General features: G+C 54.8%; 9 protein-coding genes, 2 tRNA genes and 3 rRNA genes. All 14 read right to left on the minus strand.

Features of this window, described 5'->3' with window-relative positions; translation table 11 throughout:
• Window positions 1–83 precede the first annotated feature (83 nt).
• Window positions 84–2,387: an intermembrane transport protein PqiB gene (locus HP062_RS15600; RefSeq protein ID WP_172791648.1), complete on the minus strand. Its 2,304-nt coding sequence runs from the start codon at window positions 2,385–2,387 to the stop codon at window positions 84–86.
• Entirely contained in the window at window positions 2,380–3,003 is a 624-nt protein-coding gene (locus HP062_RS15605) for a paraquat-inducible protein A (protein ID WP_154914030.1), read from the minus strand. The genes HP062_RS15600 and HP062_RS15605 overlap by 8 nt, the downstream gene beginning before the upstream one ends.
• Window positions 2,990–3,649, minus strand: coding sequence for a paraquat-inducible protein A (locus HP062_RS15610; RefSeq protein ID WP_077749035.1), 660 nt, complete (start codon window positions 3,647–3,649; stop codon window positions 2,990–2,992). The genes HP062_RS15605 and HP062_RS15610 overlap by 14 nt, the downstream gene beginning before the upstream one ends.
• A 150-nt stretch (window positions 3,650–3,799) precedes the next feature.
• Window positions 3,800–3,915 (minus strand): 5S ribosomal RNA (rrf, locus tag HP062_RS15615).
• A 158-nt stretch (window positions 3,916–4,073) separates the two neighbouring features.
• Window positions 4,074–6,965 (minus strand): 23S ribosomal RNA (locus HP062_RS15620).
• A 238-nt stretch (window positions 6,966–7,203) separates the two neighbouring features.
• A tRNA-Ala gene (locus HP062_RS15625) sits at window positions 7,204–7,279 on the minus strand.
• A 10-nt stretch (window positions 7,280–7,289) separates the two neighbouring features.
• Window positions 7,290–7,366, minus strand: a tRNA-Ile gene (locus tag HP062_RS15630).
• Window positions 7,367–7,489: 123 nt separating this feature from the next.
• Window positions 7,490–9,028: ribosomal RNA gene (locus HP062_RS15635) — 16S ribosomal RNA — on the minus strand.
• The 16S, 23S and 5S rRNA genes sit together here with 2 tRNA genes alongside, the layout of an rRNA operon.
• A 544-nt stretch (window positions 9,029–9,572) precedes the next feature.
• Complete coding sequence (gene msrQ, locus HP062_RS15640; protein ID WP_010467642.1) at window positions 9,573–10,193, minus strand: protein-methionine-sulfoxide reductase heme-binding subunit MsrQ; 621 nt, start codon at window positions 10,191–10,193, stop codon at window positions 9,573–9,575.
• Window positions 10,193–11,206, minus strand: a complete 1,014-nt coding sequence (gene msrP / locus HP062_RS15645) for a protein-methionine-sulfoxide reductase catalytic subunit MsrP (protein ID WP_010467640.1) — start codon at window positions 11,204–11,206, stop codon at window positions 10,193–10,195. The genes msrQ and msrP overlap by 1 nt, the downstream gene beginning before the upstream one ends.
• A 63-nt stretch (window positions 11,207–11,269) precedes the next feature.
• Complete coding sequence (pssA, locus tag HP062_RS15650) at window positions 11,270–12,127, minus strand: CDP-diacylglycerol--serine O-phosphatidyltransferase (protein ID WP_010467638.1); 858 nt, start codon at window positions 12,125–12,127, stop codon at window positions 11,270–11,272.
• A 145-nt stretch (window positions 12,128–12,272) separates the two neighbouring features.
• On the minus strand, window positions 12,273–13,289 hold the full coding sequence (gene ilvC, locus HP062_RS15655) for a ketol-acid reductoisomerase (protein ID WP_007948647.1): 1,017 nt from the start codon (window positions 13,287–13,289) through the stop codon (window positions 12,273–12,275).
• A gap of 48 nt (window positions 13,290–13,337) precedes the next feature.
• On the minus strand, window positions 13,338–13,829 hold the full coding sequence (gene ilvN, locus HP062_RS15660) for an acetolactate synthase small subunit (RefSeq protein ID WP_003205610.1): 492 nt from the start codon (window positions 13,827–13,829) through the stop codon (window positions 13,338–13,340).
• Window positions 13,830–13,831: 2 nt separating this feature from the next.
• Window positions 13,832–15,556, minus strand: a complete 1,725-nt coding sequence (locus HP062_RS15665; protein ID WP_010467631.1) for an acetolactate synthase 3 large subunit — start codon at window positions 15,554–15,556, stop codon at window positions 13,832–13,834.
• Between the last annotated feature and the right edge of the window lie 376 nt (window positions 15,557–15,932).

Consider the following 15,932-nt stretch of genomic DNA (forward strand, 5'->3'; position numbering starts at 1 on the left):
GTCGATCACAAATTCCGTGGTTACAGCAAATCCTTTGTGGGAGCGAGCCTGCTCGCGATGGCGGCAGCAGGGACACCAATAGTCTATTTACCGAGTGAAATCTTCGGCGCCCAGGTCAGCCATTCATCTTCAAACTTGTCGAACAGCGGGAACGTCTGCTCAGGCCGCGCCGGATTGCCCATGCGATCACCCTCCGGCGTGGCGAAGGCGATACCGCCCTGAATCAGCGTTTCCAACGATTCGGTACGGACCGTCGCGCCTTTGAACAAGCCGTAGTCGAACCCGAAACCGCTGGTGTTCCAGAAACGCGTGCCGCTGCGCACCAATGGCGCGTATTTCGGCTCGATCAGAATGTGCACCAACACACGGTCAGCGGTCTGACCCAATTCATAGCCCGTCACCTTGCCCACGGTGACCTCGCGGTACGTTACCGGCACACCGGTTTTCAGTGAACCACGGCGAGCGGCGCTCAACACCAGACTCAAACCGGCTTCTTGCTTGGCCGATTCCGGTGGAGTGGCCAGGGCGACGAAGTTCTTCTGCGGCCCCAGATTCTTCGCTGCTGGCTGCACTTCGATGTATTGGCCAGTTACCAGCGTTTCCAGGTTGGAGGTCTTGATCAGGCCCAACTCAGGCTTGACCACCCAGAACTGACTGCCGACCCGGGCAATGCGCTCCGGCACTTCGGTGATTCGTGCGGTGAGCATCACCGATTGCAGGTCATCACTGAGGTCGACATCTTCGATCTTGCCGACATCGAGGCCTTTGAATCTCACGGGAGTGCCACTGCGCAAGCCATCGGCGCGATCGACCTTGATCGTAACCACGGCGCCTTTCTGGTTGGCTTCGTCATGGCTGGCGAACAGGCGGAAACGCGGAATGCGTTTTTGCAACGGCGCCTTGGCTTCGGGGGTTTCGAAAGCGATGCCGCCGGCCATCAGGCTTTGCAACGACTCACTTTTGACCTGGATTCCGCCGGTCAGGCCGCCTGTGAGCGTGATGCCGCTGGCATTCCAGAAGCGTGTCGAGGCATTGACCAGTCCTTCGTATTCCTTCTCGATGTGGACACCGATCACCAGTTGCTTCTTCTTTTTGGAGAACTGATAGCTCTGCACCGAACCAACCTTGACCTGCTTATAGAGAATCGGACTGCCGACTTCCAGCGAACCCAGGTTTTCGGTGAACAACACCAGGTGCAGACCAGGCGAACGCAGGTCCAACGGCGGCGCCTTGGGTCTGGCCACAAATTCACGTTGCGGCGCGGCCCCTTTGTCGCCCGGTCGCACAGCGATGTAGTTACCTTTGACCAAGGCCTCCAGCCCGGTGATGCCCGCAAGGGAAATCGACGGTTTGACCACCCAGAACTGAGTGCCTTCGACCAGGTAATCCTCGGCCAGTGGATCAAGTGTCAATTCGGCAGTGGCGGCATTCAGATCCGGATCGACCTTCAGTGCTTTCAGGTTGCCGACCTGGATGCCTTTGTACATGACCGGAGTACGGCCGGCCTGCAGGCCTTCGAAATCGCTGAGTTTGACCTTGACCCGAATGCCGGCAGCGGCGGCATCGAAGTCCTCGTAGAGGCGAAACGGCAGGCTTGGATCGGTGGGCGGGCTGTCCTTGCGATTCTCCGGTGTGGCGAAGGCGATACCGCCGGCGACGATGCTGGCGAGCGATTCGCTGCGCACTTTTACACCAGACAGGTTGGCGTCGATGCTGATGCCGCTGGCGTTCCAGAAACGGGTGTGTTTGCGCACCAGATTGGCGTAGGTGGGCTCAATGAACACTTTGAGCTCGACTGTGCTTTGATCTTCCGACAGCAAGTAGCTTTTGACTTGGCCGACCTTGATCTGCTTGTAGAACACGGGGCTGCCGCGATTCAGTGAACCGAGACGATCAGCCTTGATGGTGAGGTGCAGGCCGGGCTGAGAGTCTGACAGCGGGGGCTCTTCAGCCAGGGCCTTGAACTTGCGGGTAGGCTCGCCCTCGCCGGGGCTGATGGCCACGTAGTTGCCGGACACCAGCGTTTCCAGCCCGGTGATACCAGCCAGGGTCACGCTCGGTTTGACCAGCCAGAAACGGGTGCTGGTCTTGAGGTATTGCTCCACGTCCTTGTTCATCTCGACGGTGGCGATCACACCTTTGGAACTGCCTTCGTCATCGAGCTTAAGGGTTTTCACCTTGCCGACTGGCATGCCCTTATAGACGACTTCAGTCTTATTGGCCTGAATGCCTTCACCGCTTTCGAAACGCACCTGTATCTCGATGCCAGTTTCGCTATAGGCACGCCAGCCGAGCCAGCCGCCGATGATCAGGGCGATCAGGGGCAGCACCCAGATGGCAGACCAGTTCGAAGCCGGTCGGGTTTTAGCTGTAGGCAAATCAGTCATGGTCGTCGTCCGACTCCGTGTTATCCCAAATCAGTCGGGGATCGAAAGTAACTGCGGCAAGCATCGTCAAAATCACCACACTGGCGAAAGCGATGGCACCAAGATTGGCTTCGACGCTGGCAAGCCGTCCGAAATTCACGACCGCCACCAGGATGGCGATCACGAAGATGTCCAGCATCGACCAGCGGCCGATGAACTCGATAAAGCGGTACATCCAGATTCGTTGGCGTGCCGAGAGGGGCTGGCGACGTTGTACTGAAAACAGCAGCAGCGCGATGCCCACCAGCTTGAACGTCGGCACCAGAATACTGGCGATAAAAACCACGGCGGCGATGGGAATCATGCCGTGCTGAACCAGCTGGATAACGCCCGACATGATGGTGCTGGGATCGCCCTGCCCTAATGAGCTGACAGTCATGATCGGCAGCACGTTGGCCGGAATGTAGAGAATCGCTGCGGTGACCAGCAGTGCCCAGGTCCGCATGACACTGTTCGGGCGACGGGCGTGCACCAGCGCACCGCAACGGGTGCAGGTTTGCTCGTCGGTGTCGGCTTCCTGCTTGTTCAATTCATGGCATTCGGCGCAAATCAGAATGCCTGCATCAATCGCCCGCATGGGCATCCTCTCCTGACAAAGCCTGCCAGATCTGATGAGGCGACATCACGACCTCCAACCAGACCTGGACCAACAACAAACTGATAAAGCAGGCCAAACCGAGACCTACTGTAATGGCTGCCATATCTGCCAGTTTTACGATCGCCACCAGTACGCCCATGAGGTAAACCTCGAGCATCCCCCAGTCCCTTAGATGGTGATAAATACGGTAGAGCAGCAAACCGTAGCTGCGTCCGATATCAAACCGGATGCTCAACAGCACGGCCAATTGGCAGAGCAACTTGAGCAACGGGATTCCCATGCTGCACAGGAACACAATCACCGAGACGCCTTGCATGCCGGTATCGAACAGACCGACAACGCCGGTCCAGACGGTGTCTTGCGACGATTGCCCGAGTAGATTGAGCTGCATGATGGGTAAAAAGTTCGCCGGGATGTACAACAACAGCGCGGCGATGACCAACGCGAGACTGCGCTGCACTACGTTGTGCCGATGGGCGTAGAGTTCGTAACCGCAGCGCGGGCACAGGGCTTTCTCGCCATGGGCAAGCTCAGGCTTGCGCATCAGCAAGTCACACTCATGGCACGCCACCAAGTCGTCCAGCGGTAATTCTGACAGCCCGGGGGCGTCAACCGGATCTGGCATAAGGGCTCTGGCTCCGAAAAAAGTTGGACCTATTCTAGTGTCATGAGTCGAAAATAACTGTGCAAATTTGTGTTGTAGCTTGAGGAAAACTTTCCTGCGGACAAAACAAAACCCCTACCTGCATACGCAGATAGGGGTTTCGGAATTTAATCTTGACGATGACCTACTCTCACATGGGGAAACCCCACACTACCATCGGCGATGCATCGTTTCACTGCTGAGTTCGGGATGGGATCAGGTGGTTCCAATGCTCTATGGTCGTCAAGAAATTCGGTAGCCAGGTCGTTTGCCTTACGGCACACGCTCCAGCGAATGGGTATGTGATAGATCTCGGTGTTTGTGAACAATCGAACTTTCGGTTCGTTTCGTCTTCACACACCGCAATCTGGTGCCCTTTCAGGTCAGCAAATTGCTTGGGTGTTATATGGTCAAGCCTCACGGGCAATTAGTATTGGTTAGCTCAACGCCTCACAGCGCTTACACACCCAACCTATCAACGTCGTAGTCTTCGACGGCCCTTCAGGGGACTCAAGGTCCCAGTGAGATCTCATCTTGAGGCTAGTTTCCCGCTTAGATGCTTTCAGCGGTTATCTATTCCGAACATAGCTACCCGGCAATGCCACTGGCGTGACAACCGGAACACCAGAGGTTCGTCCACTCCGGTCCTCTCGTACTAGGAGCAGCCCCTCTCAAATCTCAAACGTCCACGGCAGATAGGGACCGAACTGTCTCACGACGTTCTAAACCCAGCTCGCGTACCACTTTAAATGGCGAACAGCCATACCCTTGGGACCGGCTTCAGCCCCAGGATGTGATGAGCCGACATCGAGGTGCCAAACACCGCCGTCGATATGAACTCTTGGGCGGTATCAGCCTGTTATCCCCGGAGTACCTTTTATCCGTTGAGCGATGGCCCTTCCATACAGAACCACCGGATCACTAAGACCTACTTTCGTACCTGCTCGACGTGTCTGTCTCGCAGTCAAGCGCGCTTTTGCCTTTATACTCTACGACCGATTTCCGACCGGTCTGAGCGCACCTTCGTACTCCTCCGTTACTCTTTAGGAGGAGACCGCCCCAGTCAAACTACCCACCATACACTGTCCTCGATCCGGATAACGGACCTGAGTTAGAACCTCAAAGTTGCCAGGGTGGTATTTCAAGGTTGGCTCCACGCGAACTGGCGTCCACGATTCAAAGCCTCCCACCTATCCTACACAAGCAAATTCAAAGTCCAGTGCAAAGCTATAGTAAAGGTTCACGGGGTCTTTCCGTCTAGCCGCGGATACACTGCATCTTCACAGCGATTTCAATTTCACTGAGTCTCGGGTGGAGACAGCGCCGCCATCGTTACGCCATTCGTGCAGGTCGGAACTTACCCGACAAGGAATTTCGCTACCTTAGGACCGTTATAGTTACGGCCGCCGTTTACCGGGGCTTCGATCAAGAGCTTCGCGTTAGCTAACCCCATCAATTAACCTTCCGGCACCGGGCAGGCGTCACACCCTATACGTCCACTTTCGTGTTTGCAGAGTGCTGTGTTTTTAATAAACAGTCGCAGCGGCCTGGTATCTTCGACCGGCATGGGCTTACGCAGTAAATGCTTCACCCTCACCGGCGCACCTTCTCCCGAAGTTACGGTGCCATTTTGCCTAGTTCCTTCACCCGAGTTCTCTCAAGCGCCTTGGTATTCTCTACCCAACCACCTGTGTCGGTTTGGGGTACGGTTCCTGGTTACCTGAAGCTTAGAAGCTTTTCTTGGAAGCATGGCATCAACCACTTCGTGTTCTAAAAGAACACTCGTCATCAGCTCTCGGCCTTAGAATCCCGGATTTACCTAAGATTCCAGCCTACCACCTTAAACTTGGACAACCAACGCCAAGCTGGCCTAGCCTTCTCCGTCCCTCCATCGCAATAACCAGAAGTACAGGAATATTAACCTGTTTTCCATCGACTACGCTTTTCAGCCTCGCCTTAGGGACCGACTAACCCTGCGTCGATTAACGTTGCGCAGGAAACCTTGGTCTTTCGGCGTGGGTGTTTTTCACACCCATTGTCGTTACTCATGTCAGCATTCGCACTTCTGATACCTCCAGCAAGCTTCTCAACTCACCTTCACAGGCTTACAGAACGCTCCTCTACCGCATCACCTAAGTGATACCCGTAGCTTCGGTGTATGGTTTGAGCCCCGTTACATCTTCCGCGCAGGCCGACTCGACTAGTGAGCTATTACGCTTTCTTTAAAGGGTGGCTGCTTCTAAGCCAACCTCCTAGCTGTCTAAGCCTTCCCACATCGTTTCCCACTTAACCATAACTTTGGGACCTTAGCTGACGGTCTGGGTTGTTTCCCTTTTCACGACGGACGTTAGCACCCGCCGTGTGTCTCCCATGCTCGGCACTTGTAGGTATTCGGAGTTTGCATCGGTTTGGTAAGTCGGGATGACCCCCTAGCCGAAACAGTGCTCTACCCCCTACAGTGATACATGAGGCGCTACCTAAATAGCTTTCGAGGAGAACCAGCTATCTCCGAGCTTGATTAGCCTTTCACTCCGATCCACAGGTCATCCGCTAACTTTTCAACGGTAGTCGGTTCGGTCCTCCAGTTAGTGTTACCCAACCTTCAACCTGCCCATGGATAGATCGCCCGGTTTCGGGTCTATTCCCAGCGACTAGACGCCCTATTAAGACTCGCTTTCGCTACGCCTCCCCTATTCGGTTAAGCTCGCCACTGAAAATAAGTCGCTGACCCATTATACAAAAGGTACGCAGTCACCCAACAAAGTGGGCTCCCACTGCTTGTACGCATACGGTTTCAGGATCTATTTCACTCCCCTCTCCGGGGTTCTTTTCGCCTTTCCCTCACGGTACTAGTTCACTATCGGTCAGTCAGTAGTATTTAGCCTTGGAGGATGGTCCCCCCATATTCAGACAAAGTTTCTCGTGCTCCGTCCTACTCGATTTCATGACTAAGAGATTTTCGCGTACAGGGCTATCACCCACTATGGCCGCACTTTCCAGAGCGTTCCGCTAATCTCAAAGCCACTTAAGGGCTAGTCCCCGTTCGCTCGCCACTACTAAGGGAATCTCGGTTGATTTCTTTTCCTCAGGGTACTTAGATGTTTCAGTTCCCCTGGTTCGCCTCTTAAGCCTATGTATTCAGCTTAAGATAACCATCTTATGATGGCTGGGTTCCCCCATTCAGACATCTCCGGATCAAAGTCTGTTTGCCGACTCCCCGAAGCTTTTCGCAGGCTACCACGTCTTTCATCGCCTCTGACTGCCAAGGCATCCACCGTATGCGCTTCTTCACTTGACCATATAACCCCAAGCAATCTGGTTATACTGTGAAGACGACATTCGCCGAAAATTCGATAATACTCAATTAAGAGCAACTCACAAATTTTACCTTAGCCTGATCCGTTACCAGTGAAAGTAACGTTCAGTCTATCTTTCTATCACATACCCAAATTTTTAAAGAACGATCTAATCAAAGACTAGAAATCAATATTCATCCGAATATTCATTTCTAAACTCTAACAGCAGAAGCAGTTATATGGTGGAGCCAAACGGGATCGAACCGTTGACCTCCTGCGTGCAAGGCAGGCGCTCTCCCAGCTGAGCTATGGCCCCATAACAAAATTGGTGGGTCTGGGCAGATTCGAACTGCCGACCTCACCCTTATCAGGGGTGCGCTCTAACCAACTGAGCTACAGACCCAATTTCGAGCGCGCAACTGTTAGCTTGGAGCTATCAGCTTGGAGCTTAAAGCTGCTTCTATCGTCTTCTTCAATGAATCAAGCAATTCGTGTGGGAACTTATGGAGCAGCTGATGTCGTCGATTAAGGAGGTGATCCAGCCGCAGGTTCCCCTACGGCTACCTTGTTACGACTTCACCCCAGTCATGAATCACACCGTGGTAACCGTCCTCCCGAAGGTTAGACTAGCTACTTCTGGTGCAACCCACTCCCATGGTGTGACGGGCGGTGTGTACAAGGCCCGGGAACGTATTCACCGCGACATTCTGATTCGCGATTACTAGCGATTCCGACTTCACGCAGTCGAGTTGCAGACTGCGATCCGGACTACGATCGGTTTTCTGGGATTAGCTCCACCTCGCGGCTTGGCAACCCTCTGTACCGACCATTGTAGCACGTGTGTAGCCCAGGCCGTAAGGGCCATGATGACTTGACGTCATCCCCACCTTCCTCCGGTTTGTCACCGGCAGTCTCCTTAGAGTGCCCACCATTACGTGCTGGTAACTAAGGACAAGGGTTGCGCTCGTTACGGGACTTAACCCAACATCTCACGACACGAGCTGACGACAGCCATGCAGCACCTGTCTCAATGTTCCCGAAGGCACCAATCCATCTCTGGAAAGTTCATTGGATGTCAAGGCCTGGTAAGGTTCTTCGCGTTGCTTCGAATTAAACCACATGCTCCACCGCTTGTGCGGGCCCCCGTCAATTCATTTGAGTTTTAACCTTGCGGCCGTACTCCCCAGGCGGTCAACTTAATGCGTTAGCTGCGCCACTAAGAGCTCAAGGCTCCCAACGGCTAGTTGACATCGTTTACGGCGTGGACTACCAGGGTATCTAATCCTGTTTGCTCCCCACGCTTTCGCACCTCAGTGTCAGTATCAGTCCAGGTGGTCGCCTTCGCCACTGGTGTTCCTTCCTATATCTACGCATTTCACCGCTACACAGGAAATTCCACCACCCTCTACCATACTCTAGCTTGTCAGTTTTGAATGCAGTTCCCAGGTTGAGCCCGGGGATTTCACATCCAACTTAACAAACCACCTACGCGCGCTTTACGCCCAGTAATTCCGATTAACGCTTGCACCCTCTGTATTACCGCGGCTGCTGGCACAGAGTTAGCCGGTGCTTATTCTGTCGGTAACGTCAAAACAGATACGTATTAGGTAACTGCCCTTCCTCCCAACTTAAAGTGCTTTACAATCCGAAGACCTTCTTCACACACGCGGCATGGCTGGATCAGGCTTTCGCCCATTGTCCAATATTCCCCACTGCTGCCTCCCGTAGGAGTCTGGACCGTGTCTCAGTTCCAGTGTGACTGATCATCCTCTCAGACCAGTTACGGATCGTCGCCTTGGTGAGCCATTACCTCACCAACTAGCTAATCCGACCTAGGCTCATCTGATAGCGCAAGGCCCGAAGGTCCCCTGCTTTCTCCCGTAGGACGTATGCGGTATTAGCGTCCGTTTCCGAGCGTTATCCCCCACTACCAGGCAGATTCCTAGGCATTACTCACCCGTCCGCCGCTCGCCACCAGGTACAAGTACCCGTGCTGCCGCTCGACTTGCATGTGTTAGGCCTGCCGCCAGCGTTCAATCTGAGCCATGATCAAACTCTTCAGTTCAAACATCTTTGGGTTTTTAAGAAACCCTAAACTTGGCTCAGCAATCGTTGGTTACATCTTTGATTTCTCGCGGAGTAACTTGTGATGCTGATAATCTTGTTGACTATCAGTCTGACTCCACAAGCACCCACACGAATTGCTTGATTCAGTTGTTAAAGAGCGGTTGGTTAAGATCTTTCGTCTCAACCGAGGCGCGCATTCTACAGCAGCCTCTGTTGCTGTCAAGCGGTTATTTTCAGAAGTTTTCAAAGTTTCCTTTGCAACTTCAACCACTTGCGCTTCCGATCTCTCGTTAGCGGGAGGCGAATTCTACAGCGTTACTCGCTGCTGTCAACACCTCTTTTTCTCCGCTTTCGACCGAGAAGATCGAACCGTCAACCAAGCCAAACAACCCCGCCTGATCAACTCCTTCTGGGCTTCGATGACCTGAAGCAACTCGCTGTCGAAAACTGCGTAACTCTTTGTTTACCAAGGAGTTTTCCGTTTCGACTGCGCCGGAAGTGGGGCGAATTATAGACTTCCAGAATCTGCCGTCAACACCTATTTATGCTTTTCTTGCAGAAGGCGCTTTTTTGGCTATTAAACGCGGGATTCGACGGGCCACAGGCGGAATGCGCAACACTAATAACAGCGCACCTATAGAAGCATAGATCGCCCATTCCTTGAGATCGGCACGAACGATCCACAACATATGCAGCAATCCAAGCCCGAGAATGACATACACCAGCCGATGCAGCTTCTTCCAACGAACACCCAGCCGGCGCTGACTGTAACGATTAGAAGTCATCGCCAATGCCAATAAACAGAGAAAACCCAACGTCCCGACAATGATGTACGGCCGTTTGCGCAACTCGACACCCAGCTGCGACCAATCAAATCCAAGAATAAACGCCGTGTAGCCGCTCAGATGCAGAACCACATAAGCGAAACACCACAACCCCAGCTGCCGGCGCACAGCGATCCACCCCGCCCAACCGGTGAGTTTCTGCAGAGGCGTCATGCTTAACGTTATTAGCAGCAGGATAAGCGTCCCCAGCCCCAGCCGATCAACCAGGACCTTGCCCGGATCGGGACCCAACACATCCTGCCAGGCCTGATACAACCAAAGCAGCGGCCAGACCGCCGCCGCTATAAAGACGCCAATTCGCCAAAACGGATAACGCATCAGTAGTTCTTCCGCAGATCGAGCCCTGTATAGAGAGAAGCGACTTCATCCGAGTAGCCGTTGAACATCTGTGTGTCCCGAACATTGGGCTTGAACAGGCCGCTCGGCAAACGACGCTCACGAGCCTGAGTCCAACGCGGGTGATCAACTGTAGGGTTCACGTTGGCGTAGAAGCCGTATTCATCCGCGGCAATGCTCTGCCAGGTGGTTTTCGGCTGTTCGCTGACCAGACTGATCCGCACGATGGATTTGACGCTCTTGAAGCCATACTTCCAGGGCACCACCAAACGCAGAGGCGCCCCGTTCTGATTCGGCAGTTCACGCCCATACATGCCCACCGCAAGAATGGCCAACGGATTCATCGCCTCATCCAGGCGCAAACCCTCTACATAGGGCCACTCGATCAAGGCAAAACCAGAGCGCTGCCCAGGCATGCTCTTGGGATCTTGCAGCGTTTCAAAGCGGATGAACTTGGCCTTCGATGTCGGCTCGACTTGCTTCAGCAACGCCGAAAGAGGAAAACCAATCCAGGGAATAACCATCGACCAGGCCTCGACACAGCGAAGACGATAAATACGCTCCTCCAGCTGATAGGGCTTCATGAAGTCTTCCAGCGCATACCGCCCCGGCTTACCTACCTCTCCATCCACCACCACGGTCCAAGGCTCAGTCTTCAGCGAACCGGCATTGGCGGCAGGGTCGCCTTTATCAGTGCCGAACTCGTAGAAGTTGTTGTAGTGGGTCGCATCCTTGAATGGCGTGATCGCCTCATCCTTGACGTTGACTGCCCCCCATTTAGTAGCAGGAAGCTTTTCGGCAAACCAGGAAGGCGCCTTGCCTGGCTCGACATCTGCGTAACGAGCGGCTTCGTCAGCACTGGCCCAGCGCGGCAGACTGCTCACGGCCAGACCGGCAACGGCTGCGCCCAGTAGATTGCGTCGAGAAAGATAGAAGGATTCAGGCGTGACGTCCGACTCGTGACAGTCAGACGCTTTGGGGACTTTGATCAGCATGGCAACTCCGCAGCATTGGAGGACAGATGCACCAATAGACTGCGGAGTATGAGGGAAATTACATCACTCGGCGTTTTTGTGCCGACGAAGATGCAACAGGTATTGCACCGGACCAGACGCCGCGTAAGCGAGGAAAACCAACAGTAGAATGCGCGGCGGATCACTGAAGACCACGGCAAACACCAGGACTACCGCGAGGATCGCGACAAAGGGCACTCGCCCCTTCAAGTCCAGCTCCTTGAAGCTGTTGTACTTGATGTTGCTGACCATCAGCATGCCGGCGGCGGCCACCATCAGCGCAACCAGGAACGACATCTTGGAACCCTGAATGCCGTAGTCACTGAACGCCCAGACAATCCCCGCGACAACACCCGCCGCAGCCGGACTGGCCAGACCGATGAAGTAGCGTTTATCCGCGGTGCCGACTTGCGTATTGAAGCGTGCCAGGCGCAACGCTGCACCCGCGACATAGATGAAGGCAACCATCCAGCCGACCTTGCCCATGTCGCCCAACGCCCAGCCAAACGCCAGCAACGCAGGCGCGACACCAAAGGCGACCATGTCCGACAGCGAATCGTACTCGGCGCCGAAGGCACTCTGGGTATTGGTCATGCGGGCAACGCGACCATCAAGGCCGTCGAGCACCATGGCGACGAAAATCGCAATCGCGGCAAACGCAAAATACTTGCTCGCGCCAATCGAATCACCGGCACTCAACGCACTCTGGGCGCTCATCGAGCTGATGATGGAATAAAACCCTGCGAACAGGTTCGCGGTGGTGAACAGATTCGGCAGAAGATAGATACCACGATGCCGGACTTTACGACCTTCAGCGTCATGCCCTTCCTCGATGTGTTCATCGATGGGCAGCAGGCTTTCGGCGTCAGAAGCCTTGTTTGGCTCTTCGGGACGTTCGCTCATGGACATTACCTTGCAACGGGGTGGAAAGTTTCGACAGGTGTCTGGGACGACGGTTCGGCCGCAAACGATGCAGCTTTATACCAGAACCTTTCAGCCCAAACGAAAAAACGCGGCCTAAGCCGCGTTTTTCGTACAAGTGCGCGACTTAGTTTTTAGCTTTGTCGACGATCTTGTTGGCACCGATCCACGGCATCATGGAGCGCAGTTGCTCGCCGATGATTTCGATACCGTGAGCGGCGTTGTTACGACGCTTGGCGGTCATCGAAGGATAGCCGGTCGCGCCTTCGCTGATGAACATCTTGGCGTATTCGCCGTCCTGAATACGTTTCAGGGCGTTGCGCATAGCCTGACGGGACTCGGCGTTGATCACTTCCGGACCCGTCACGTACTCGCCGTATTCAGCGTTGTTGGAGATCGAGTAGTTCATGTTGGCGATACCGCCTTCGTACATGAGGTCAACGATCAGCTTCAGTTCGTGCAGGCATTCGAAGTAGGCCATTTCCGGCGCGTAGCCAGCTTCAACCAGGGTTTCGAAACCGGCTTTGACCAGCTCAACGGTACCGCCGCACAGAACGGCTTGTTCGCCGAACAGGTCGGTTTCGGTCTCGTCCTTGAAGGTGGTTTCGATGATGCCGGTACGACCGCCACCGACGCCTGCGGCGTAGGACAGTGCAACGTTTTTGGCGTTGCCCGAAGCATCCTGATAGATAGCGATCAGGTCAGGGATACCGCCGCCTTTGACGAACTCGGAACGCACGGTGTGGCCCGGTGCTTTCGGCGCGATCATGATCACGTCGAGGTCAGCACGCGGAACAACCTGGTTGTAGTGGATCGCGAAGCCGTGGGAGAAGGCCAGGGTGGCGCCTTTCTTGATGTTCGGCTCGATTTCGTTTTTGTACAGGGCAGACTGGAACTCGTCCGGGGTCAGGATCATGACCAGGTCGGCAGCTGCAACAGCGGAAGCAACGTCGGTCACTTTCAGGCCGTGAGCTTCGGCTTTGGCAACAGTGGCCGAACCTTTGCGCAGACCGACAGTCACGTCAACGCCGGAGTCTTTCAGGTTGCACGCCTGAGCGTGGCCCTGGGAACCGTAACCGATGATGGCAACTTTCTTGCCCTGGATGATCGACAGGTCGCAGTCTTTTTCGTAATAAACTTTCATGAAATTCCCCTATATATCCAGGCCGTTCAGGCCGTTCGCTAATTTGGTTTAGATGCTGAGTACTTTGTCGCCGCGAGCGATACCGGTTACGCCGCTACGGACGGTTTCCAGGATCGAGGCGGTGCCAATGGACTGAATGAAGCTGTCGAGCTTGTCGCTGGTACCGGTCAATTGAACGGTATAAACGCTGGCGCTGACATCGACGATCTGTCCACGGTAAATATCGGTGGTGCGCTTGATCTCGGCGCGCTGGGCGCCGGTAGCCTTGACCTTGACCAGCATCAGTTCGCGCTCGATGTGAGCACTTTCCGACAGGTCGACCAGTTTGACCACTTCGATCAGCTTGTTCAGGTTTTTGGTGATCTGCTCGATGATTTCATCGTGGCCGACAGTGGTCAGCGTCAGACGCGACAAGGTCGGGTCTTCGGTAGGGGCCACGGTCAGGCTTTCGATGTTGTAGTTGCGCTGCGAGAACAGGCCGACTACACGAGACAAAGCGCCGGGTTCGTTTTCCAGAAGCAGGGAAATAATATGTCGCATGATTAAGTACGCTCCGTCTTGCTCAGCCACATATCGCGCATGGAGCCGTCTTTGATCTGCATCGGGTAGACGTGTTCAGCTGCGTCGACCTTGATGTCGATGAACACCAGACGATCCTTCATCGCGAAGGCTTGCTCCATCATCGGCTTCAAATCCTTCAAGTCCGTGATGCGCATGCCGACGTGACCGTAGGCTTCAGCCAACTTGACGAAGTCCGGCAACGATTCCATGTAGGAGTGCGAGTGACGCGCGCCGTAGCTCATGTCCTGCCACTGACGGACCATGCCGAGCACGCCGTTGTTGAGCAGGATGATCTTCACCGGCAGGTCATGTTGCAGGCAAGTGGACAGCTCCTGGATGTTCATCTGGATGCTGCCTTCACCGGTCACGCAAGCCACATCGGCTTCCGGGAAGCTCAGTTTGACGCCCATTGCTGCCGGGAAACCGAAGCCCATCGTGCCCAGGCCGCCGGAGTTGATCCAGCGATTAGGCTTGTTGAAGCGGTAGTATTGCGCCGCGAACATCTGGTGCTGACCCACGTCGGACGCAATGTAGGCATCGCCCTTGGTCACTTCGTGCAGGGTTTCGATAACGGTTTGCGGCTTGATGATGCTGCCGTCCCCTTTGTTGTAAGGGAACATGTCGCGATCACCGCGCCACTCTTCAACCTGCTTCCACCAGGCAGCCACCGAGTCCTTGTTCGGGGTCTCGCCGATTTCCTTGAAGGTAGCGACCATCTCGGTCAGTACGCTTTCCACCGGGCCTACGATAGGAACGTCGGCCTTGATGGTTTTGGAGATCGAAGCCGGGTCGATGTCGATGTGGATGATCTTGGCGCTTGGGCAGAACTTCGATGCACCGTTGATAACACGGTCATCGAAACGCGCGCCAACGGCCATGATCACGTCCGCATGGTGCATCGCCAGGTTGGCGGTGTAGCTGCCGTGCATACCGAGCATGCCGAGGAACTGACGGTCGCTGCCCGGATAGGCGCCGAGGCCCATCAAGGTATTGGTGACCGGCACGTTCAGCAGTTGCGCCAGTTCGGTCAATGGCGCGGAGCCGTTGCCCAGAATGACGCCGCCGCCGGCATAGATGATCGGCCGCTTGGCCGCCAACAGCATTTCCACCGCTTTGCGGATCTGGCCCGAATGGCCACGAACCGCTGGGCTGTAGGAGCGCAGCTTGGCTTTTTTCGGGAAGATATATTCGAACTTCTCGGCCGGGTTGGTCATGTCTTTCGGAATGTCGACAACGACAGGACCAGGACGACCCGATTGCGCGAGGTAGAAAGCCTTTTTCATGATCTCCGGGATTTCCGAAGCATGCTTGATCATGAAACTGTGTTTCACGATCGGCCGGGAGATACCGATCATATCGGTTTCCTGGAAGGCATCGGTCCCGACCATGGTGCTAGGCACCTGGGCGGTCAGGATCACCATCGGAATCGAGTCCATGTACGCGGTAGCAATGCCGGTAATGACGTTGGTCGCACCGGGACCGGAGGTCACCAGTACAACGCCTGCCTTGCCGGTGGCGCGCGCATAGCCGTCAGCCATGTGAGTGGCAGCCTGCTCATGACGAACGAGAATATGTTGAACGGCTGGTTCTTTGAACAGCGCGTCGTAGATATGCAATGCGGCACCACCTGGGTACCCATAGATATATTTAACGCCTTCGTCACGCAAAAAGCGGACGAGCATCTCACCGCCAGATAAAAGCTCCACGTTGCTCACCTCTAAAACGCCAGAATACCGCCCACATAAACGGGGACGGGTCTTAATAGGTTTACTTCTCAGCAGAGCATGAGCGACGGTGGTCGCCGACTACGTCAGCACTGACTGAGCAAGTATTGGGATCGTCCCAAGTGTTGCGGGCCTTTCCCACCCAGCGCGAGGTAACGCGTTGCGGGTGTAACAGGTCGGCGCGGATGTGCGCCTCATGATCTGCTGAGTGGGTCTGCTTCTGGCAGTCCCTCTACAGCGGACTTTGGATTCTTCTGTTTCGTCCTCTGCAAGTCAAGCCGTCTATGTGCTTTATTGAAGTAAGCACATGAGAAAGCAAGAAAAAACCGCTAAACCGCAACTGTGTTAGCTTCAATTG

Source organism: Pseudomonas sp. B14-6, assembly GCF_013260315.1.
Taxonomy (GTDB): domain Bacteria; phylum Pseudomonadota; class Gammaproteobacteria; order Pseudomonadales; family Pseudomonadaceae; genus Aquipseudomonas; species Aquipseudomonas mandelii.